Source organism: Acidimicrobiales bacterium (assembly GCA_033344915.1).
GTDB lineage: Bacteria > Actinomycetota > Acidimicrobiia > Acidimicrobiales > Aldehydirespiratoraceae > JAJRXC01.
The window spans coordinates 1,887,009-1,909,622 of sequence record JAWPML010000001.1 but is presented as its reverse complement, the minus strand read 5'-3'; the positions used below and the strand labels follow the sequence as shown (position 1 = coordinate 1,909,622).

Annotated in this window: 12 protein-coding genes and 3 rRNA genes; 12 read left to right on the top strand and 3 right to left on the bottom strand. The window is 67.4% G+C overall.

Annotated features, from left to right (window positions below; translation table 11 throughout):
* The first annotated feature begins 174 nt into the window (after window positions 1-174).
* The 9 genes from R8F63_09260 to R8F63_09220 all read left to right on the top strand — a co-directional run bounded on the left by R8F63_09260 (window position 175) and on the right by R8F63_09220 (window position 14,943).
* Window positions 175-1,692 (top strand): 16S ribosomal RNA (locus R8F63_09260).
* Window positions 1,693-2,003: 311 nt separating this feature from the next.
* A 23S ribosomal RNA gene (locus tag R8F63_09255) occupies window positions 2,004-5,097 on the top strand.
* Window positions 5,098-5,227: 130 nt separating this feature from the next.
* A 5S ribosomal RNA gene (rrf, locus tag R8F63_09250) occupies window positions 5,228-5,344 on the top strand.
* The 16S, 23S and 5S rRNA genes sit together here, the layout of an rRNA operon.
* A 123-nt stretch (window positions 5,345-5,467) precedes the next feature.
* Window positions 5,468-6,682, top strand: coding sequence for a tetratricopeptide repeat protein (locus R8F63_09245; protein MDW3218785.1), 1,215 nt, complete (start codon window positions 5,468-5,470; stop codon window positions 6,680-6,682).
* Window positions 6,683-6,786: 104 nt separating this feature from the next.
* Window positions 6,787-7,137 carry a hypothetical protein gene (locus R8F63_09240; protein ID MDW3218784.1) on the top strand — a complete coding sequence of 117 codons (351 nt, stop codon included), beginning with the start codon at window positions 6,787-6,789 and terminating at the stop codon, window positions 7,135-7,137.
* 79 nt (window positions 7,138-7,216) lie between these two features.
* Complete coding sequence (locus R8F63_09235) at window positions 7,217-9,085, top strand: 2-oxoacid:acceptor oxidoreductase subunit alpha (GenBank protein MDW3218783.1); 1,869 nt, start codon at window positions 7,217-7,219, stop codon at window positions 9,083-9,085.
* A complete protein-coding gene (locus tag R8F63_09230) occupies window positions 9,082-10,095 on the top strand; it encodes a 2-oxoacid:ferredoxin oxidoreductase subunit beta (protein MDW3218782.1) in 1,014 nt (337 codons plus the stop codon). Before R8F63_09235 ends, R8F63_09230 begins: the two co-directional genes overlap by 4 nt.
* 11 nt (window positions 10,096-10,106) lie before the next feature.
* A complete protein-coding gene (locus R8F63_09225; GenBank protein ID MDW3218781.1) occupies window positions 10,107-10,838 on the top strand; it encodes an HAD-IIA family hydrolase in 732 nt (243 codons plus the stop codon).
* Window positions 10,839-10,923: 85 nt separating this feature from the next.
* Window positions 10,924-14,943 (top strand): PKD domain-containing protein, encoded by a 4,020-nt coding sequence (locus tag R8F63_09220; protein MDW3218780.1) that lies wholly within the window; start codon window positions 10,924-10,926, stop codon window positions 14,941-14,943.
* Here the strand turns inward: R8F63_09220 and R8F63_09215 are convergent.
* From R8F63_09215 to R8F63_09205, 3 genes are read right to left on the bottom strand one after another with little or no spacing between them, the layout of a single operon-like run.
* Window positions 14,930-17,095: a transglutaminaseTgpA domain-containing protein gene (locus R8F63_09215; GenBank protein MDW3218779.1), complete on the bottom strand. Its 2,166-nt coding sequence runs from the start codon at window positions 17,093-17,095 to the stop codon at window positions 14,930-14,932. The two genes, R8F63_09220 and R8F63_09215, sit on opposite strands and share 14 nt — an antisense overlap.
* Window positions 17,092-18,231: a DUF58 domain-containing protein gene (locus R8F63_09210; protein ID MDW3218778.1), complete on the bottom strand. Its 1,140-nt coding sequence runs from the start codon at window positions 18,229-18,231 to the stop codon at window positions 17,092-17,094. Before R8F63_09210 ends, R8F63_09215 begins: the two co-directional genes overlap by 4 nt.
* 3 nt (window positions 18,232-18,234) lie before the next feature.
* Complete coding sequence (locus R8F63_09205) at window positions 18,235-19,218, bottom strand: MoxR family ATPase (GenBank protein ID MDW3218777.1); 984 nt, start codon at window positions 19,216-19,218, stop codon at window positions 18,235-18,237.
* Window positions 19,219-19,348: 130 nt separating this feature from the next.
* On the opposite strand from R8F63_09205, the gene R8F63_09200 reads away from it, so the two are divergent.
* From R8F63_09200 to recN, 3 genes are read left to right on the top strand one after another with little or no spacing between them, the layout of a single operon-like run.
* A complete protein-coding gene (locus R8F63_09200; GenBank protein MDW3218776.1) occupies window positions 19,349-20,158 on the top strand; it encodes a TlyA family RNA methyltransferase in 810 nt (269 codons plus the stop codon).
* Window positions 20,151-21,002 carry an NAD(+)/NADH kinase gene (locus R8F63_09195; protein MDW3218775.1) on the top strand — a complete coding sequence of 284 codons (852 nt, stop codon included), beginning with the start codon at window positions 20,151-20,153 and terminating at the stop codon, window positions 21,000-21,002. The genes R8F63_09200 and R8F63_09195 overlap by 8 nt, the downstream gene beginning before the upstream one ends.
* Before the next feature lie 21 nt (window positions 21,003-21,023).
* Window positions 21,024-22,598 (top strand): DNA repair protein RecN, encoded by a 1,575-nt coding sequence (recN, locus tag R8F63_09190; protein ID MDW3218774.1) that lies wholly within the window; start codon window positions 21,024-21,026, stop codon window positions 22,596-22,598.
* Window positions 22,599-22,614: the final 16 nt, after the last annotated feature.

The following is a 22,614-nucleotide window of genomic DNA, read 5'->3' as shown; positions in this document are numbered from 1 at the left end:
CCGACGAGCCATGCCGAGTCATCTTCGGATGACGACGCAGAACAAAATGGTCACTGCAGCCAGCGGTGGCCGGCTCTCAGTACGCCGCTCCCTCATGCGATCACCCAGGCTTGCCTGAGTGGTTGAGGGAGTAGCAACCCGATTCAAGCATCGGCTTCGGCCGGTGTGGAGATCTCGACGGAGAGTTTGATCCTGGCTCAGGACGAACGCTGGCGGCGTGCCTAACACATGCAAGTCGAACGAGATCCCGGAGCTTGCTCCGGGGGACAGTGGCGAACGGGTGAGTAACACGTGAGAAACCTGCCCTAGAGACCGGGACAACCGTTGGAAACGACGGCTAATACCGGATGCCCTCACATGGCCGCATGGCCGAGTGAGGAAATGCTCAGGCGCTCTAGGAGGGTCTCGCGGCCTATCAGCTAGTTGGTGGGGTAACGGCCTACCAAGGCATCGACGGGTAGCTGGTCTGAGAGGACGATCAGCCACACTGGGACTGAGACACGGCCCAGACTCCTACGGGAGGCAGCAGTGGGGAATATTGCGCAATGGGGGAAACCCTGACGCAGCAACGCCGCGTGTGGGATGACAGCTTTCGGGTTGTAAACCACTTTCAGTGATGACGAAAATGACGGTAATCACAGAAGAAGGTCCGGCCAACTACGTGCCAGCAGCCGCGGTAACACGTAGGGACCAAGCGTTGTCCGGATTTATTGGGCGTAAAGAGCTCGTAGGCGGTTTTGTAAGTCGGATGTGAAAACTCAGGGCTCAACCCTGAGACGCCATCCGATACTGCAATGACTCGAGTCCGGTAGGGGAAGATGGAATTCCTGGTGTAGCGGTGGAATGCGCAGATATCAGGAGGAACACCAATGGCGAAGGCAGTCTTCTGGGCCGGTACTGACGCTGAGGAGCGAAAGCATGGGGAGCAAACAGGATTAGATACCCTGGTAGTCCATGCCGTAAACGTTGGGCACTAGGTGTGGGGTCTTCTAACGGATTCCGTGCCGTAGCTAACGCATTAAGTGCCCCGCCTGGGGAGTACGGCCGCAAGGCTAAAACTCAAAGGAATTGACGGGGGCCCGCACAAGCGGCGGAGCATGTTGCTTAATTCGAGGCAACGCGAAGAACCTTACCTGGGTTTGACATGTATCGAAAAGCCATAGAGATATGGTGTCCTTCGGGGCGATACACAGGTGGTGCATGGCTGTCGTCAGCTCGTGTCGTGAGATGTTGGGTTAAGTCCCGCAACGAGCGCAACCCTCGTCCTATGTTGCCAGCACGTAATGGTGGGGACTCGTAGGAGACTGCCGGGGTCAACTCGGAGGAAGGTGGGGATGACGTCAAGTCATCATGCCCCTTATATCCAGGGCTGCAAACATGCTACAATGGCCAGTACAGAGGGCTGCAAGACCGCGAGGTCGAGCGAATCCCATAAAGCTGGTCTCAGTTCGGATTGGAGTCTGCAACTCGACTCCATGAAGCTGGAGTCGCTAGTAATCCCGGATCAGCAACGCCGGGGTGAATACGTTCCCGGGCCTTGTACACACCGCCCGTCACACCACGAAAGTCGGCAACACCCGAAGTCAGTGGCCTAACCCCTCGGGGAAGGAGCTGCCGAAGGTGGGGTTGGCGATTGGGGTGAAGTCGTAACAAGGTAGCCGTACCGGAAGGTGCGGCTGGATCACCTCCTTTCTAAGGAGCTCCTCTCGATGACCTGGCTCTTCTGAGCCGGCAACTCGAGTAGGTTCCCAGTTAGGCACTCGCTATTCGTCCGGCGCCCTGCACAGAGCTCTGCTCTCAGCGCGCCGGCCGGTGTTCGTCTCTTCCGCTTTGAGGGAGCAGTCATGCTCTTTCGATTGAACGCGCTGCCAGCTCATCATGGTCCAACCATGGGGGCTGGCATTCGTTCGTTTCGCCTCTTGAGAATTGCATAGCGAGCACGAGCATCTTGAAAAAGATGATCAATAGATCAATTAATATTCAATTTTTCTGAATTGTAGAATTTCCAAGCTACGAAGAGCCAACGGTGGATGCCTTGGCACTGACTACCGATGAAGGTCGTGAGAGGCTGCGATAAGCCACGGGGAGCTGCCGACTAAGCCCCGATCCGTGGATGACCGAATGGGGAAACCCAGCACCCGTCATGGGGTGTTACTCCCGTCTGAACACATAGGGCGGGTAGAGGGAACCTGGTGAATTGAAACATCTAAGTAACCAGAGGAAAAGAAAGCAACAGCGACTCCCTGAGTAGCGGCGAGCGAAACGGGATCAGCCTAAACCTGTGTGGTGGAAAGCCTGACGGCGTTGCCACATGGGGGTTGTGGGAACCGATAGAGGACGCGTCAGAGTCCTCACGGAGTTACAAAGCAAGTGTGTAGTGGAACGGCTCTGGAAAGGCCGGCCATAGTGGGTAATAGCCCCGTACGCGAAACGCATCTTGCCTCCGATCGTGTCTCCCGAGTAGCGCCGGATCCGGGAAAGCCGGCGTGAATCTGCGAGGACCACCTCGTAAGGCTACGTATATGTCAGTGACCGATAGTGAACTAGTACCGTGAGGGAAAGGTGAAAAGTACCCCGGGAGGGGAGTGAAATAGTACCTGAAACCGTTGGTTTACAAGCAGTCAGAGCGTCGCCTCTGTTCTTCGGAACAGTGGTCGCGATGGCGTGCCTTTTGAAGAATGAGCCTGCGAGTTACGGTGTGTGGCAAGGTTAACCCGTGAGGGGAAGCCGGAGCGAAAGCGAGTCTGAACAGGGCGTTCAGTCGCATGCTGTAGACCCGAAGCCGAGTGATCTAGCCATGGGCAGTGTGAAGCGGAGGTAAGACTCCGTGGAGGCGCGAACCCACTTCGGTTGAAAACGGAGGGGATGACCTGTGGTTAGGGGTGAAAGGCCAATCAAACTCGGTGATAGCTGGTTCTCCGCGAAATGCATTTAGGTGCAGCGTCGCATGTTCAACCATGGAGGTAGAGCACTGGATGGGTTAGGGGCCCCACAAGGTTACCGACCCCAACCAAACTCCGAATGCCATGGTTCCAGAGTGCGGCAGTGAGACCTCGGGGGATGAGCTTCGATGGTCGAGAGGGAAACAGCCCAGATCACCAGCTAAGGCCCCTAATTCTGTACTAAGTGGTAAACGATGTGGGATTGCACAGACAGCCAGGAGGTTGGCTTAGAAGCAGCCACCCTTGAAAGAGTGCGTAACAGCTCACTGGTCGAGTGGTCCTGCGCGGACAATGTAACGGGGCTCAAGTACAGAGCCGAAGCTGTGAATTTCTTGTTGGTTTCGACCAACATGGAGTGGTAGCGGAGCGTCGATCTTGCAGCGAAGCGGGGGTGGAAACCGTCGTGGAGCGAGGTCGAGTGCGAATGCAGGCATGAGTAGCGAGAGAGGGGTGAGAAACCCCTCCGCCGGAAGTCCAAGGGTTCCTGGGGAAGGCTAATCCTCCCAGGGTGAGTCGGGAGCTAAGACGAGGCCGAAAGGCGTAGTCGATGCACAACTGGTTGATATTCCAGTACCACCACATTATGCGCCCATGTTGAAGCAACCTTGCTAAGGGGATGCCTCCGGCCCGTAAAACGGCTGGTGGACGAACCGACCCAGGTCGTGGAGGCAAGCAATGCGGGGACGCAGGAAGGTAAGTGAGCCCAGGCGATGGTAGTCCTGGGGTAAGCGTGTAGGGAGAGGTCCAGGTAAGTCCGGCCCTCATGATCCTGAGACGCGACGCCGAGCCGAATCAGGCGAAGTCACTGATCCTATGCTGCCAAGAAAAGCCGCTAGCTAGTACGTGTGGTGCCCGTACCCCAAACCAACACAGGTGGACAGGTAGAGAATACCAAGGCGATTGGGATAACTATGGTTAAGGAACTCGGCAAAATGCGTCCGTAACTTCGGGAGAAGGACGACCCCAATAGAGTGACGACACTTGCTGTCCGAGCTCGAAGGGGTGGCACAAACCAGAGGGAAGCGACTGTTTACTAAAAACACAGCAGCGTGCGAAGCCGTAAGGCGCTGTATACGCTGTGACTCCTGCCCGGTGCTGGAAGGTTACGGGGAAGGGTTAGCCGTAAGGCGAAGCTCTGAACCTAAGCCCCAGTAAACGGCGGCCGTAACTATAACGGTCCTAAGGTAGCGAAATTCCTTGTCGGGTAAGTTCCGACCTGCACGAATGGAGTAACGACTCCCCTACTGTCTCAACCATAGACCCAGCGAAATTGAAGTACGAGTAAAGATGCTCGTTAGCTACAGAAGGACGGAAAGACCCCGTGGACCTTTACTACAGTTTGGTATTGGTTTTTGGTCTGAGTTGTGTAGGATAGGTGGGAGACTAGGAAGCATTGGCGCCAGCTAGTGTGGAGTCGTCCTTGAAATACCACCCTTCTCATGCTGGAAATCTAACTTCGGCCCGTTATCCGGGTCAGGGACAGTGCCAGATGGGTAGTTTGACTGGGGCGGTCGCCTCCTAAATGGTAACGGAGGCGCTCAAAGGTTCCCTCAGACTGGTCGGCCATCAGTCGTTGAGTGCAATCGCACAAGGGAGCTTGACTGCGAGACTAACAAGTCGAGCAGGTACGAAAGTAGGAGATAGTGATCCGGCGGTTGCGTGTGGAAGCGCCGTCGCTCAACGGATAAAAGGTACCCCGGGGATAACAGGCTAATCTTCCCCAAGAGTCCATATCGACGGGAAGGTTTGGCACCTCGATGTCGGCTCATCGCATCCTGGGGCTGAAGCAGGTCCCAAGGGTTGGGCTGTTCGCCCATTAAAGCGGTACGCGAGCTGGGTTTAGAACGTCGTGAGACAGTTCGGTCCCTATCCTCTGTAGCCGGAAGAGATTTGAGGAAACCTATCCCTAGTACGAGAGGACCGGGATGGACGTAGCTCTCGTGTGCCAGTTGTCCTGCCAAGGGCATGGCTGGTTGGCGACCTACGGGAGGGATAACCGCTGAAAGCATCTAAGCGGGAAGCCTGTTCCAAGATGAGATCTCTCACCGGGTTAACCGGGTAAGGCCCGTGGCAGAACACCACGTTGATAGGCCGGAAGTGTACGTGCAGTAATGCATTCAGCTGACCGGTACTAATCGGCCGAGGGCTTGGTCTCACAATTCAAGCCTGGATGTTCGTGCTCGCTATGGAGTTCTGAAGAGGCAGGGGTTCACCGACCCCGCCCTTCGGCGTTGCCGGCACCGGTGTCTTCGACATCGGGGCCGTTCCAACGCCAACTCAACAGTTTCGGTGGCGATAGCGACAGGGTCATACCCGTTCCCATTCCGAACACGGAAGTCAAGCCTGTCAGCGCCGATGGTACTTGGGCGGTCACGCCCTGGGAGAGTAGGACGCCGCCGGATTTCTCCCGCAACGCCTCGGCGTTGCCCCGCTCGCCGCATCCGCGGCTGGAGCGATCAAACGATGAGCTCGAGCCCCGCTACGGCGGGGCTCGAGTGCGTTTTGGCCGGATAGGATCGAGCGCCATGCCTTCTGACGGTCGCCGCGACAATCGATCGAGTGGTCGCGGCCCCAAGGGTGGCCCGTCCGGCTCGAGCCGCACCGGTGGCGGCCGCCCGCCCCGCAAGGGTGGCAAGCCATCCGGCAAGGGGGCAGGGCCGGACAAGGGCGCAAAGCGATCGGGCAAGGGCCGGCCCACTGGACGCGACGACCGCGGCGATCGCCGGGACCGGTCCGCCGGCCCCGAGCGTCGCGACGACGAGCGTGAGCGCCGCCCCGGGCCCGATCTCGCCGGGCCGGCGAAGTGGGGCCGCATCGCCCGCGGTGGCGCCGGGCGCATGGAGTCGCCCGCGATCGGCACCGAGGCGATGGACGACATCCGCCCGCCGCGGAAGCGACCACCGAAGCCGCCGGTGGACGTCGATGGCGAGAGCGGCGACGGCGAAGGGCACGAGGGCGGTCCACCGGCCGAACCCGTCGTCGAGAAGAAGCCGCTGCCGAAGAAGGAGCGCGACCTCCCGGGGGCGGAGGATCTGCAGCGCCACGCAGCCAAGGCGGTGCGCCGGAGTCGAGGTCCCGCGGCGCGCGAACGCAAGCCGCTCGGCGCGCGCCCCCAACGGGTGCAGGATCCGGCCGTCGTGCTCGATCGGCTGGTCGGCAAGGACCGCGCCAAGAAGCTTCTCCGTCGACTGAACGATGCGGGGCGAGCCTTCCAGACGGAGCGTTTCGACGACGCCCGAGCCGCACTGCGGCCCGTGCTCGCAGAGGCGCCCGAGCTCGCCGAAGCGCGTGAGCTGTACGGGCTGAGCCTGTACCGCCTCGGCCGCTGGAAGGCGGCGATCGACGAGCTCGAGGCGTTCCGGGAGCTGACCCACTCGACCGAGCAACATCCGGTCCTGATGGACTGCCACCGGGCCAAGGGGCGCTGGGCCGACGTCGAAGCACTGTGGGAGGAGCTCGGTGAGGCATCACCGGCGGGTGACCTCGTGACGGAGGGACGCATCGTGCTCGCGGGGGCCCAGGCCGACCAGGGCGATATCGACAAGGCGATCCGCACGCTCCAGGCCGGTTGGAAACTGCCCAAGCGGCCCCAGGACCACCATCTGCGCCGTGCGTACGCGCTGGCCGACCTCTACGACCGGGCCGGCAAGGCCGCCCGCGCCCGGGAGCTGTTCAAGTGGATCGCGGGGCACGACCCGCGCTTCGCCGACGTGAAGACCCGGGTGAAGACCCTCAGCTGAGGCCCTCCGGGCCCTGTCACACCCCCGACATAGGGTGACGTCACTTCCCTCCTCCGCACGCCGGCGACCGCGTCGCCGGCGCGAAACCGATGGGAAGTACCGACATGAGCAGTGCCCAGATCAACATTGCCGTCCTGCGGGGCGTCCTCGCCGCCGACGCGCACCTGACCGAACTCGCCGACGGCCGCACCGTCCACAACTTCGAGGTGCGGGCCGACGGCGCCGCCGTGCCGATCGCCTGGTACGACGCGAAGCGGCCTCCACGCTTGCTGGCCGGTCAGGACGTCGTCGTGGCGGGGCGGGTCCGGCGCCGCTGGTTCCGTGCCGGTGGGGGGAGTCAGAGCCGCACCGAAGTGGTCGCGCAGCGTGTGGTCAAGGGCGGGTCCGCGCGCGCCGATCGGGTGGTCGAAGCCGCCCTCGACGCGGCCCGCGGCACCGGCTCCGAACCCGGGTGAGGGGGATGCACCACTAGCGAATCCATATGGTTAGGGTTGGCCGGGTCCGAGGCAAAGACGTCGCGGTCAAGGGGGTCCGGTGACCAACACAGAGGAACGTTCGTCCGAGGTCCGTGAAGTCGACCGGATCATCGTCCGGTTCGCCGGTGACTCCGGTGACGGCATGCAGCTCACGGGTGATCGCTTCACCTCGGCGAGCGCACTGTTCGGCAACGACCTGGCGACACTGCCCGAGTTCCCGGCCGAGATCCGGGCGCCGGCCGGCACCCTCGCCGGCGTCTCGGCCTTCCAGGTCCACATCTCGGACCACGACATCCACACCCACGGCGATGCGCCGAACGTGCTCGTCGCGATGAACCCCGCCGCGATGAAGAGCGACCTGCCGAAGCTCGAGGCGGGTGGCACCGTCATCGTGAACACGGATTCGTTCGAGGAGCGCAATCTCGCGAAGGCCGGCTACGACGCCAACCCGCTGGAGGACGGCACGCTCGACGGCTACTCGGTGATCACCGCACCGATGACCGAACTCACCAAGGAGGTCTGCAAGGACCTCGGGGTGAAGCCGCGTGACGCGGAGCGCTCCAAGAACTTCTTCGCGCTCGGGCTCGTCTCGTGGCTCTACACCCGCCCGACCGAGCCGACGATGCACTGGATCCGCGAAAAGTTCGCGGGCAAGGAACTGGTCATCGCGGCCAACGAGGCGGCGTTCAAGGCCGGCCACGCGTTCGGCGAGACCGCCGAGCTCAGTGCCAGCCGGCTCGCCGTGCGCCCGGCCGAGCTGCCACCGGGCACCTACACGAACATCAACGGCAACACCGCCCTGTCGTGGGGCCTCATCGCCGCATCGCAGAAGGCGGGCATCCCGATCTTCCTCGGGTCGTACCCGATCACGCCCGCGAGCGACATCCTCCACGAGCTGGCGAAGCACAAGAACTTCGGCGTGCGCACCCTGCAGGCCGAGGACGAGATCGCCGCCATCGGCTCCGCGCTCGGCGCGTCCTACGGCGGGCATCTCGGGATCACGACCACGAGCGGTCCCGGTGTCGCGCTGAAGGGAGAGACCCTCGGCCTCGCGGTCAGCCTGGAGCTGCCGCTGGTGGTCATCGACATCCAGCGCGGCGGTCCGTCCACGGGTCTGCCGACCAAGACCGAGGCGGCCGATCTGATGATGGCCCGCTACGGCCGCCACGGTGAGGCTCCGCTGCCGATCGTGTCGGCGAACTCGCCGTCGGACTGCTTCGAGGCGGCCTTCGAGGCCGTGCGGATCGCCCTGCGCTACCGCACCCCGGTGATCCTGCTCAGCGACGGCTATCTCGCCAACGGCACCGAGCCCTGGTGCCTGCCCGACGTCGACTCGCTGCCCGAGATCCCCGCCGAGTTCGCGACGGGCACCAACGCCCTCGACGAGAACGGTGAGGACGTCTTCTGGCCCTACATGCGCAACGAAGACCTCGCTCGACCGTGGGCGATCCCCGGCACCGATGGGCTGATGCACCGCATCGGCGGCATCGAGAAGGAGGACGGCACGGGCAACATCAGCTATGACCCGGTCAACCACGGGGCGATGGTCGACATCCGCCAGGAGCGGATCGACAAGATCGCCGAGTCGTACCCCGCCACCGAGGTCGTGGGCGACGCCGACGGCGACATCCTGCTCGTCGGCTGGGGCTCCACCTGGGGGGCGATCACCGGCGCGGCCGGCCGCCTCCGGCGGGCCGGGCATCGCGTCGGCCACATCCACCTGCGCAACCTGCACCCGTTCCCCAACGACCTGGGCGAGCTGCTGCAGGGCCGCAAGCACGTCATCGTGCCGGAGATGAACCTCGGCCAGCTCAGCGCCCTGCTGCGGGCCGAGTACCTGGTCGATGCCCAAGTGATCCCGAAGGTGATGGGTCAACCGTTCACCGCCGGGGAACTCGTTGCCAAGATCGAGGAGATCGTCGCGTGACCGACACCGCCGCAACCACGAGGAAGGATTGGTCGAGCGACCAGGAGGTGCGCTGGTGCCCCGGCTGCGGTGACTACTCCATCCTCACCGCGATGCAGTTGCTCATGCCCGAGGTCGGCACCCGCCGCGAGGACACCGTCTTCATCTCGGGCATCGGCTGTGCGGCGCGGTTCCCGTACTACATGAACACCTACGGGATGCACTCGATCCACGGTCGCTCGCCGGCGATCGCGACCGGGCTCGCGATGGCCCGCCCCGATCTCGACGTGTGGGTCGTCGGCGGTGATGGCGACATGCTGTCCATCGGTGGCAACCATCTGATCCACGCCCTGCGCCGCAACGTGGACCTCACGATCCTGTTGTTCAACAACCAGATCTACGGTCTGACCAAGGGCCAGTTCTCGCCGACGAGCGAGGTCGGCAAGGTCACCAAGTCGACGCCGATGGGATCGCTCGACCGACCGTTCAACCCGATTTCGGTCGCGCTCGGTGCGGAGGCCACCTTCGTCGCCCGCACCCACGACATGGACCGGGCCCACATGCAGGAGATGTTCCGCCGGGCCCACGCCCACAAGGGGGCCTCGATCGTCGAGGTGTACCAGAACTGCAACGTCTTCAACGACGGCGCGTTCGCCGCGATCACCAAGAAGGACGCCCGCACGGAGATGCTCATCGAGCTGACCCATGGTGAACCGGTTCGCTTCGGTGAGGACGGGGCGCGGGGCGTCGTGTTGGAGAACGGCGTGGCGCGGGTCGTCGCGGTGGACGAGGTCGGCGTCGACGCGCTCGTGGTGCACGACGAGCAGGCACCGGATCCGTCGGTCGCGTTCGCCCTCAGCCGACTGGCGAGCGATCGGGAGAGCCCGACTCCGGTCGGTGTGTTCCGGGCGGTCGAGACCCAGGACTATGGCGCGGCCGTGGACGCTCAGCTCGCCGCCGCCCAGGCCGGCGGCGACCGCGGCGACCTCCACGGACTCCTCCACAGCCTCCCCACCTGGGAAGTCAGCTGACCGCCTGGGCGTTGGATCTCGACGGCGTCGTCTGGCGGGGCGCGGCGTCGGTTCCCGGCGCACCGGAGGCGGTGGCGCGTCTGCGCGCAGCCGGCGCGCCGGTGGCGTTCGTGACGAACTCCGCCCTGCGCACCCCGGCCCAGGTGGCGGAGAAGCTCGCGTCGCACGGAATTCCCGACGCCGAACCGCTCGTGATCACGGCCGCCATGGCGGCGGCATCGCTCGTGGAGCCCGGTTCGCGCGTCCTGGCGATCGGATCGGAGGGCCTCGTGGACGCACTGCGGCGCCGCGGGGTCGAGCTCGTCCACGACGGCGAAGCCGACGCGGTGGTCGTCGGGATCTCGATGTCGTTCGACTACGACGACATGACCCGGGCGATGCGGGCGATCCACGGCGGTGCCCGCTTCATCGCCACGAACACGGACTCCACCTATCCCGACACGACCGGGTTGCTGCCCGGCAACGGCGCCCTGGTCGCCGCAGTGGCGGTCGCGGCCGGTGTCGAACCCGAGATCGCGGGCAAGCCCCACGAACCGATCGCGGCGTTCACCCGCGCCCGCCTCGGCGACGCGGGGGTGATGGTGGGGGACCGTCCCGACACCGACGGGCTGTTCGCCGCCACGCTCGGCTACGACTTCGCCCTGGTGCTCACCGGTGTCGTCGGCCCCGCCGATCTCCCGGTCGAACCCGCGCCACAGTTCGTGGCCGCGGACCTTGCAACGCTCGTCGATCAGCTGATCTGACGCGGATCTCCCGCCACGAAGCGTGGTGAGGTCATGGGTCGCCCGCCCCATGTCCGGCCCCGATGGTGCGGTACTCTGGGGTGTTGTGCGGAGGCGTTGGAGTCGTTTCGCGGGCGTACTCGCCCTGGTGGCCACGATGGGTGCCGGCGCGGCCGCGTTCCAGATCGATCCGGACGTCGTCACGGACATCGCGACCGACCCGATCGGCCTCTGGGTTCCCGCCCCGGCGAGCGGGGAGATCGTGCACATCGACGCGGCCAGCGCCCGGGTCACCGCGCGCGTGGGCGTGTCCGATCCGGGCGCACTGCTGGACGTCGAGGAGCGCGACGCCGGCGTCATCGTGCTCGACCGCACCGCCGGACGCGTCACGCTGGTGGATCCCGCCCTGCACGAGGTCGTCCGGGAGGTCGGTGGCCTTCCCGTCGACGGCAACCGGTTCGACATCGGCCCCTCGACGGTGATCACCGCCGACCGCGACCGAGTGGCCCTTGTGGACCTGCAGGTCACCGGATCGCAGATCGTGTCCATCGACGCACCCGTACGGTCGGTCGCGGCCGACGGCGACGGGGCGATCGTCGACAACGGACTCGAGCGGTTCGCGGTGGACCCGGACGGCGAGGTCGCGCCGGGGACCGCCACCACCGGCCATGTGGTGCGGGTCGTGGATCGGGTCGTCGCCCTGCGGGGTGACGAGGTGCGCAGTCTCGGCGGGAGCGAGCTCGGCTGCTTCGAGAACAACCTGTCCGGCCCCGACGTGGCCATCGGGACGAGCGACGAGTGGGTTGTCGCGCTCGACGGCTCGAACCTGCACGTGGCCGACCTCGTCGACGGCGACTGTGTCGTCATCCGGCTCGGCGATGACGTCGGTGCGCTCGGACGCCCGGTCGTCGCCGGTCGTCGCGTGTTCATACCGGAGACCGCCACCGGCGCGGTGTACGCGATCGATCCGAATCAGCGCTCCGTGAACCGAATCAGCGTGCTCACCCCCGGGTTCATGCGCCTGCGGGCCCGCGCCGACATGGTGGTCGCCTACGACGCGGTCGGGACGCTCGCTGCGCTGATCGACGAGGAAGGCGTCGTGGCGTTCGTCCCCACCGCCGCCGGCGATCGCGGCATCGTGGTGACCGATGACGCGGACACCGCGGTCGTCGGCGGCGACAGTGACGCGCCGGCCGTCGCGGTGCCCGGCGTCGATGCGGACCTCGCGGCCGAAGGAGCGCCGGTCATCGACGCCAATGTCCTCGCCGCGACGGTGCAGGACCAGCCCGACGACCCGCCGGATCCGCTTCCGGACGACCAGTTGGTGGCGAACTTCTCGTTCAGCGCCACGACCGTGACGGTCGGAGAGCTGGTCCGCTTCGTCGACAGCTCGACGGGCGATCCCGAAGCCTGGCGCTGGGACTTCGGCGACGGCACCGGCGGCGAGGGGCCGACGGTGGAGAAGGCGTGGGACGAGCCGGGCACGTATCCCGTCACCCTGACCGTCGAGCGGGGCGACGAGGAGAAGGCGATCAGCCTGGCGATCACGGTGGTGCCCGCCGAGGTCAGCCTGCCCCCGGCGGCCGACTTCGTCTTCTCGTCGACCGTGGTCGAGGTCGGCGACGAGATCGACTTCGAGGATCGCAGTGACGGCGACATCGAACGTTGGCGTTGGGACTTCGGCGACGGCGCCACGGCCTTCACACCGGATGCGAGCCATGCCTGGTCGACGCCGGGGCGTTACACGGTGCAGCTCACCGTCGCGAACGACGAGGGGTCCGATCGGGCGAGGGTCGAGATCGAGGTCATCGCGGGTCTGCGCGCCCCCGAGGCCGTGCTCGTCGCGTCGGAGACGGACGTCGACCTGGGCGAACGGGTGGAGTTCACGGGATCGTCCACCACGGATCCGGCGAAGTTCGACTGGGACTTCGGCGACGGCACGACCGCCTCCGGCGCCGAGCCCGTCCACGTCTATCTCCAGACGGGCACCTTCACCGTCACCCTGACCGCCCGCAACGACGCCGGTACGTCGACGGCCCAGACGGTCATCGTCGTGTCTCCGCCGACCCTCCCCCCGACGGCGGTCATCGGCACCCTTCCGGCGATCATCGAGGTGGGCGACCTCGTCGAGCTGACGAGCCTCTCCACGAACAGCCCCGACACCGAGGTGTGGTCGTTCGGTGACGGCATGACCGGATCGGGCAACACGGTCCGCCACGCGTGGAACGAGGTCGGTTCGTACCTGCTGACCCTCACCGCGACGAACGCGGCGGGTACGAACAGCGTCACCGAGACCATCGTGGTCGTGGCCGAGCTCCCGCCGCCGGTCGCTCAGATCGGCGACTTCGACCCGTCCCCGTGGGTCAACGAGACGACCCTGTTCCTCGACGCCAGCATCGACGCCACGTCCTGGCAGTGGGACTTCGGCGACGGCAGTACGTCCACGTCGATCAACCCGCTGCACACGTTCACCACCCCGGGTCAGAAGATCGTCACACTGACCGTCTCGAACCGCAACGGGTCGAACTCCACGAGCGTGATCGTCGAGCCGAGGCTCGAACCGATCGCCCGTTTCGAGATGTCCGCGAGCGCGGTCCGCACCGGGGAGACGGTCGAGTTCTACGACCGGTCCGACAACGCCGTGAGCTGGGCATGGACGTTCGGTGACGGCGCCACCAGCAGCGCCCAGAACCCGCTGCACACCTACACCTCGACCGGTGCCTGGCCCGTCACCCTGACCGTCCACAACGGCGCCGGCGACTCGTCCTCGTTCACCCGCACGGTCTTCGTGAACCCGGCGCGTCCGCGCATCGCATCGGTGGATCTCGATGCCGGCGACGACGACGTCGTCACCACGCTCGAGGACGTCACCTTCACCGCGGTCGTCGACGCGTCGTCCGGGCCGATCGACGGCTACGAGATCGACTTCGGCGACGGTTCGGGGGTGTTCGGCTCCACGAGCCCGTCCTTCGGGCACGACTACGACGCCGCCGGTTCGTACACCGTGAAGATGCGGGCCCACGGCGGACTGAACGAGTGGAGCGAGTGGGTCTCACTGCCGGTGACCGTGGTGAATCCGCCGCCGCCGTCGGTGGCGATCGCGGACTTCGCCGACCCTCAGGAGGTCGGCTCCATCTCGTTCACCGGGGTGGACGTGGGCGGCGGCCCCATCGCCGCGTGGAACTGGCAGATCCGCAAGGACGGCGGTCTGATCGCGGAGTACTCCGGCAAGACCACGCCGCCCCACTTCTTCGGGGCGGAGGGCGACTACACCATCACGCTCACGGCCGAGAGCCCCGTGGCCGCGGTGGCCGATCATCAGGTCGTCAAGCCGCTCCACATCAACCCGCCGCCGCCACCGTCGATCGACAAGCTCGAGGCCACCCCGAACCCGGCCACCACGGGGGTCCTGGTGCAGTTCCCGGTGGAGGTGTCCGGCGCGGTCGAGGAGTGGTGGTGGAACTACGGCGACGGCTGGGAGCGCGGCGACGAGAACGGGCAGACCATCTTCAACACGGTCGGCGGGAAGACCGTCGGGCTGCGGATCGTCGACGCGTTCGACCAGCAGGTCGTGGAGACCGTCGACCTCGTCGTGAACCCCGGCCCGGACATCGATCCGATCGTCGTGAGCCCGCCGTCACCCGTCCCGACCGGCACGGTCGTGGGCCTGTCGTCGAATGACCCGCTCGGCCTGCCGGGACTCACCTGGGACTGGCGGGTGTACCCGACGGGATCGTCCCCGCCAGCCACGCCGACCTACGCGAACGCGGGTGACGCGATCAACCACCCGTTCACGGTTGCCGGGGACTGGACCGTCTCCGTCACGGCCCGGGACCCGAACGGCGTGTCGGACACCAAGATCGCGTTCGTGACGGTCGAGGAACCGCTCGTGGCCGGCTTCGGGCACAGCCAGACCGGCCTGCTCGAGATCTCGTTCACCGACACGTCGTCGGGTCCGCCCGTCGACAACTGGTCGTGGGACTTCGGCAGCGCGGGGGCCGTCGGCGTCACGTCGGTGCCCAACCCGGTGGTGACCTATCCGGCGCCCGGGTCCTACACCGTTACGTTGACCGTGTGGTCCGGCGCGAAGTTCGACTCGGTGAGCGCGACGATCACGGTGTCCTGACACCTTCCCGCGAGCGACCCTCGCGCGATGCCGGGGCCCGCGGGGCCCGATGGCGAAGGACCCGCGGATCGATGAAACGCAGCGCGATCGTGTGGCCGCCGCGCACCCGGGCGAGGGTGGACTCGATCCGCCGGAGTTCCTCCCAGGCCAGGGTGCCGTCGTCGGCGTTCGGCCCGATCGGCCCGTGGAGGGCGTCGGAGGCGAGGTCACCGAGTAGTTCGGCCTCGTCGCCCAGCTGCTCGTCCATCGCCCGCGCCATGTAGACGATGTCGTCCACCGTCGTGGTGGCGGTGATCGGGGCGCCGAGCTCACGGAGTCGGTCGACGAATTCCGCCCAGGCGCCCAGCACCCGGACGTCCGCCCGGCGGTTCGTCGCGTGGCGGAACTGGCGGCGGGCGACCCGCACGACGATCAGGAGGAGCACCAGCCCGCCGATCGCGATGGCGGCGAACACGATCGTGTCGCGCAGGGTGATGTCGTTGCGGCCGCCGATGGCGGTCTCGCCCGGATCCTCGCCGGGCCCGAGCTCCTGGGGCAGGGCCTGGGCCTGCACGGCGGGTCTCTCTGCGAGGGAGGTGGTCGTGGCGGTCGGGTCCGTCTCGGTCTCGGGCCTGGCGTCGGCCCCCATGGGGACGGGGTCCGTCGCGAACCAGCCGACACCGGGCAGTGCCGTCTCGACCCACACGTGGAGGTCGCTCGACTCGACGACCGAAGAGGTCGCGAGATAGCCGACGACGAGCCGACTCGGGATGCCGACGGCCCGCAGCATGAGGGCGTGGAGGGAGGCGATCTGCTCGGCCCCGGTGGCCCGTCCGTCCTCGAGGTCCGCGCGCAGGCGCCCGAAGGAATGCCCGGGAGCGAGCGATTCGTCGCGCCCGAGCTCACGGACGCGTGCGGTGATCGCGTCGATCTTCGCGATGGCGTCGTCCGCCCCTTCGACCGCGGCCGTGGCTGCAGCTCGGATCTCGTCCGGCAGGCCGGCGGGGACCTCGCTCGCCTCCTCGCTCACCGCGTCGCGGTCGGCGTCGATGCCTTCCAGATCGGTGCGGGGCACCATGGCGCCGGTGAAGCGGTAGGTGTCGATGCGGCGGGTTTCGAGCGCCGTTTGGGTCTCCTCGTTCCAGCGGATGTCGTTCACGTCGAGGCTGACGAGGCGGTCCGGCAACGGGATCCACGGCCCCGGGAGGAACTCGAGGTCGACGTCATAGGTGACGACCTCGCCGGGCGGGAGGCTGTCGGGGCCCGGGAACGTGGCGATCTCGTCGAATCCGGAAGCGGGTAGCCAGCGTTGGCCGTTGTGCTCGTCGTAGACCTGGAGCCGGAGGCGCAGCGGGGTGGTGATCTGGGGGCCGTCGAGCACCATGACGACCTCGTCGTCGTCGGCCGTCACCGCGAACTCGGCCAGGATGTCCGGAACCACCTCCGTGACGGTCTCCGTGCTCTGGGTGGCGCGGGGGTCGACCGGTTCACGGTCGAAGCGGCCGGACGCACTTGCACCGATCGTGGCGACCGTCGCGGCGCCGATGATCACGAGCAGGAGGGCAACGGCGCGACCGACGCGCCACCGCTGGTCCGGGGAGCGGGTCGTGGTCGCCACCGCGAGGAGCACCACGCCGCCGGCACCGGCACCGAAGATCGCCGGCGTGAGTCCGCGGGGGAGGGCGGCGGCGGTGGCCACCCACAGCACCCCGGCGGCGGTGAGGGCGCCGGCGAGGGGGGTGCGGTAGCGGGCCGCGATGTGGACGGCGGCCGCGGCGGCGATCCAGGTGAGGAGGGCGGCGAACGTCTCGGCGCTCTGCGGGTCCGTGAGCGGGAACTCCTCGTCGAGGAGGGCGCCCCATCCCTCGAAGACGCCGTCGCCGAGCTCCCGGCGGATCGCCCGCGAGACGGGATCGGCCCAGAAGATGTCGCGCAGCGACACCAGTACCGACCACACGAGCGCGCCGGCGACCACGCTCAACGCGGTGATGGTCGGGGGGAGCCGGCGCAGCGTCGACTCGAGCAGGCTCGCGACGAACGCCCCGCCCACGGCGGCGCCGAGCACGCTGATGGCCCAGGTCCACTCGCCGAAGACCTCGCGTAGCGGCAAAGCGGCGACGACGACCAGCGCAGCCAGCGAGGCCGTGGTCGTGAACGAGGGGCGGAGCCTCATCGTTTCATCCGCCGGTTCCAGGCCTGGGCGAAGTCCGCCGAGGTGTTGGCGTTGATGAGGACGGCCCCGCCGAGTTCGTAGACCTCCGAGGACGTGCCGCTGCCCATGCGAATCATGGTCAGCTGGTCGAAGCGGTTGCGGATGGGCCCGAGGCTGCGCAGGGCGTCCACGCCGGCGCGGCCGGTGATGACGGCGCACGAGAGCCCGGCGGGGTCGTGGCTCGCGGCCACGGCAGCCTGCCCGAGGTCCATCGTCTCGTCGTCGTGGGTGGTCAGGGCGGCGAGGAGATCCATGACGGCGAGCCGGGACGACCGATCGTCGATCAGGTAGCCGTGGCTCGTGCGCAGGGTGAACGGGAACCGACGGGTCATGGCGGACACGATCACGCTCGCCGTCGCTCGCACCGCGTCCTCGAACGACTCGTCGTCGTAGAGCCCCGCGCTGGTGTCGAGGATGACGGTCGTGCGGGGACGGTGGACGTCGATGTTGTGACGCACCATCAACTGCCCGACCTTGGCCGACGAGCGCCAGTGCACGAGTCGAAGGTCGTCGCCCGGGACGTATTCGCGCAGGTTGGAGAACGTGACGCCGCCCTCGGCCGCCTCGCCGGAGGGCAGGCCTTCCATGTCCCGCCGGATGCCGGCCGGGAACGGCGACACGTCGTGGATGCGGGGGTGGACGATCAGGCGGCTGATGTCGGAGTTGATGTCACCGCGGCGGGCGAGGCCGATCGGATCGCCGCGGCGCACGGTGAGCGGCCCGACGTCGAAGATGCCGCGGGTGGCGGTGGAGAGTTCACTGGTGATCGTCGTGGACTCGCCGGGTTCGAGTGACGGGATGTCGACGGGGATGAGATCGTCGCCGAAGCGCTCCTGGCCCTTCGACGCGCCGCTGGTGCGCCGACCCCGGTTCGCGACGGTGAGCTGGGTGACGGCGGTCTCGCCGGAGGTCACGCGGTCCGGGACGACGACCCGCACGCTCGCGAGGTCCGGCGGCCGGCCGACGAGGATGAGGGCGATGATCACCGCGGCGATCAGCGTCGCCCCCATCGCGACGAGCGTGGGATAACCGATCGCGAGTCCGAGGACGCCGATCAGGATGCCGATGACGAGCGTGCCGCGTCCGGCGGCGGTCACGGCCTAGCTCCGCGCGGTCTCGTCCACCGGAGTCTGCGACAAGACCTCGTTGATGACGGCGTTGCCGGTGACACCGCGGAGCTCGGCTTCGGGGGTGACCACGATCCGGTGGGGGAGGACGTGCGGGGCCATGAGGCGGATGTCGTCGGGGGCGACGAAGTGGCGACCCTGGCTGGCTGCCCATGCCCGCGACGCGTTGGCGAGGGCGATGGTGCCGCGGGGGCTCACACCGATGCGCACGTCGGGGCGGATGCGGGTGGCGTGGGACAGGGTGACGAGATATTCCTTCACGAGCGGTCCGACGTGGACGCGGTCGGCGACGCGGGTCATCTTCGCGAACTGCTCGGTGGACACGACCGGGGCGAGCTCGGTGCGGTCCCATCGCTTCTCGTGCTGGTCGAGGATCTCCATCTCGGCCGCGGCGTCCGGGTAGCCGATGTGGAGCCGCATGAGGAAGCGGTCCAGCTGGGCCTCGGGGAGTTCGTAGGTGCCGTCGAGCTCGACCGGGTTCTGCGTGGCGAGCACGATGAACGGGTCGGGGACGGGGCGGGGCGCGCCGTCCACCGTGACCTGGTGCTCCTCCATGACCTCGAGCAGGGCGGCCTGGGTCTTCGGCGACGCCCGGTTGATCTCGTCGGCGACGACGACGTTGGCGAACACCGGGCCGTCGTGGAACTCGAAGCTGTTCTCGCCCTGGTTGTAGATCTGGACGCCGGTGACGTCGGTCGGCAGGAGGTCCGGGGTGAACTGGATGCGCTGGAGCGAGCCGTCCATCGTCTCGGCGAGGGCGCGGGCCAGGGAGGTCTTGCCGACCCCCGGCACGTCCTCGATCAGCAGGTGGCCGTCGGCGAGCATCGCGGTGACCGCGAGGCGCACGACATCGGGCTTGCCCTTCATCACGTGTTCGACGTTCGCCACGATCTTGTCGAAGGCCGCCTGGTAGCCGGCGACCTGTTCCTTGATCGCGTCGTCTGAATCTTCCGCCATCGTCCTTCTCTCTGAAACGAACACGCGCGAGTGTGCCAACTGATACTGCCTTTTCCATCGGCAGCACCGTCATGATACGGAGGGTTGGCTGCATAGAGTGGCCGCACCGGTCCCGACCCGTGGAGCACCCGTGAGCCGTCGCCGTCGCCTCGATGCCGAACTGGTGCGCCGCGAGCTGGCCACCAGCCGGTCCCAGGCGCAGGAACTGATCGCCGCGCGACGGGTCCGCGTCGGCGGCGCGGTCGCCGACAAGGCGGCCCGGCAGGTCGATCCGGGCGATGCGGTGGAGGTCGTCGGTGACCCGCCCCGCTTCGTGTCGCGGGGCGGCCGCAAGCTCGAGGCCGCGCTGGCGCGGTTCACGGTGGACCTCGCCGATCGCCGCGTGATCGACGCGGGTTCGTCCACGGGCGGGTTCACGGACTGCGCGCTCCAGCACGGCGCGGCCCGCGTCGTGGCGATCGACGTCGGCCGCAACCAGCTTCACGAACGCCTGCGTGAGGACCCCCGTGTCGACGTGCACGAGCAGACGAACGTGCGGGATCTGGAGCCGGCTTCGGTCGGCGGCCCCGGCGACGTGCTGGTCGGCGACCTGTCGTTCATCTCGCTGCGTACGGTGCTCGATTCGCTGCTCGCCCTCGTCGTCGACGGCGGGGATCTGGTGGTGCTCGTGAAGCCCCAGTTCGAAGCGGGCAAGGCCGACGCCGACCGGGGGCGGGGCGTGATCCGCGATCCGCAGATCTGGCGTCGGACGGTTCTGGACGTGGGCACCGCGTTCGAGGAGCGCGCAGCGGCCATCATGGACGTCATGGTCTCGCCGATCACGGGGGGCGACGGCAACGTCGAGTTCCTGCTCCATGCCCGCCGGGGCGCCGACGCGCCGGTCGCGCTCGACGAGCTTGTCGATCGGGTCCTCGGCGAGGTGGAATCAGCCCATGGCTGACATCGGGCTCATCGTCCACCTGGGTCGCGACGAAGCCGCCGCCCACGCCCGCGACCTCGCGGCGTGGCTCACCGCGCAGGGTCATGCCGTGCGGATCCCGCCCGATGACGCCGCGGTGAGTGGCCTCGAGGCGCTCTCGGTGCCCGCCACGGCGTTCGCCGCCGGGCTCGATCTGGTCGTGACCCTCGGCGGCGACGGTTCGATCCTGCGGGCCGTCGAGCTGCTCGGTGACGCTCCGGTGCCGATCCTCGGTGTCGACCACGGCCAACTCGGCTATCTCACCGAGGTCGAGCCGGGCGAGGCGCAGACCGCGGTCTCGCGCGCCCTCGCCGGCGAGATGGTGATCGAGGAACGGATGCTGGTGGAGGTGCGCATCGAGAGCGGCGGCGAGGTGGCCGTCCACCGGGCGCTCAACGAGGTCGTCGTCGAGCGATCCGCCGATGCCAACACGATCCGGCTCGCGGTCGACGTCGACGGCGAGTTCTTCACCTCCTACGCCGCCGACGGTCTGATCGTGGCGACCCCGACGGGCTCGACCGCCTACGCGTTCTCCGCCCGCGGTCCGATCATCGATCCCAGTCATTCGGCCCTGCTGCTGACCCCGGTGTCGCCCCACATGCTCTTCGACCGCTCGCTCGTGCTCGCCCCGTCGACCCGCCTGCGCATGACCGTCGACGGCCACCGTCCGGCCACAGTGTCAGTGGACGGTCGTAGGGTGGCGGTCGTGGGTGATGGTGACGCGATCGAGTGCACCGCCGCCGCCCACACGGTCCGGCTCGTGTCGTTCGGGCCGCGTCAGTTCCACCGAGTGTTGAAGGCGAAGTTCGGGCTCAATGACCGCTAGCGAAACCTCCGAGATCCCGCCGTGCTGACCGAGCTGGTCGTGCGGGATCTCGGCGTGATCGACGAGCTGTCACTCGTCCTCGGGGAGGGAATGACCGCGGTCACCGGCGAGACCGGCGCGGGCAAGACCCTCATCGTGGGCGCCATCGACCTGCTCACCGGGGGCCGGGCCGACGCGTCGCTCGTGCGCCCCGGCGCCGACGAGGCGGAGATCGAGGGCCGTTTCGTCCACGGTGACGAGGAGATCGTGGTGCGGCGGGTCATTCCCCGCGACGGCCGGAGTCGGGTCTACATCGATGGGCGCCTGGCCACGGTCGCCGCGTTGAGCGAACACGGCGCCGACCTGGTCGACCTGCACGGCCAGCACGCCCACCAGTCGCTCCTGAAGCAGCCGGTCCAGCGCGCCGCCCTCGACCGCTTCGGCGCCATCGACACCACCGCGTTGGCCGCGCTGGTCGACGATCTGCGGGCGGTCGACGCCGCGTTGGCCGAGTTGGGCGGCGACGAACGGGCCCGGGCCCGCGAGATCGATCTGCTGCAACACCAGCTCGACGAGATCGAGGCGGCGGGGATCACCGGCCCTGACGAGGACGAGCGGCTCGACCGCGAGGAAGACGTGCTGGCCGATGCCACGGCCCACCGCGAGGCTGCGGCCACGGCTCGCTCCCTGTTGGATGCCGACGGCGCCGCCGCCGGGGCGGTCGGGGAGGCGCTCACCGCGCTCGAGGGGCGGGCCCCGTTCGCCGACCTGGAGGAGCGTCTGCGGTCGATGATCGCGGAGCTGGCCGATCTCGCCGCCGAGGCGCGTGACCGGGTCGAGGGGATCGAGGACGACCCGGAGCGGCTCGCCGCCCTCCGCGAGCGGCGGGCGATGCTGCGCGAACTCCGTCGCAAGTACGGCGCCGATCTCGCCGAGGTCGCCGCCTACGGCGCCGAGACCGCCGAGCGGCTGGCCGAACTGCGCAGCCACGACGAGCGGGCCGTTGCGCTCGACGGGCGTCGGGGCGAACTGCTGACCGCCCTCACCGCCGAGCAGAAACGGGTCCGCGCTGCGCGCGAAGCGGCGGCGCCGAGGCTCGCCGCCGCGGTCGAGAAGCACCTCGCCGGTCTCGCGATGAAGGGAGCCCACCTGGCGATCTCCGTCGAGGGCGACGCGGGCGACGAGGTCACGTTCCGGCTCGCCGCCAATGCCGGCCACGATCCGCAACCGCTGGCCAAGGTCGCGTCGGGCGGCGAGCTCGCCCGCACGATGCTGGCGCTGCGGCTCGTGCTGAGCGCCGGGCCGCCCACGCTGGTGTTCGACGAGGTCGACGCCGGCATCGGCGGCGAGGCCGCCAACACGGTCGGTTCGTCGCTGGCCGAGTTGGCTGACACCCATCAGGTCCTGGTGGTCACCCATCTGGCCCAGGTCGCCGCCGTCGCCGATCACCATGTGGCGATCACCAAGCGCGAACGGAAGGGCTCGACCGTCAGCGCGGCCGTGCTGCTCGACCACGAATCACGCATCACCGAGGTGAGCCGGATGCTCTCCGGTTCGCCCGATTCCGAGGCGGCCCGCGAGCACGCGATCGAGCTTCTGGGCGCCGGTCGTGCGTGAATTTCCGCGCGAATCG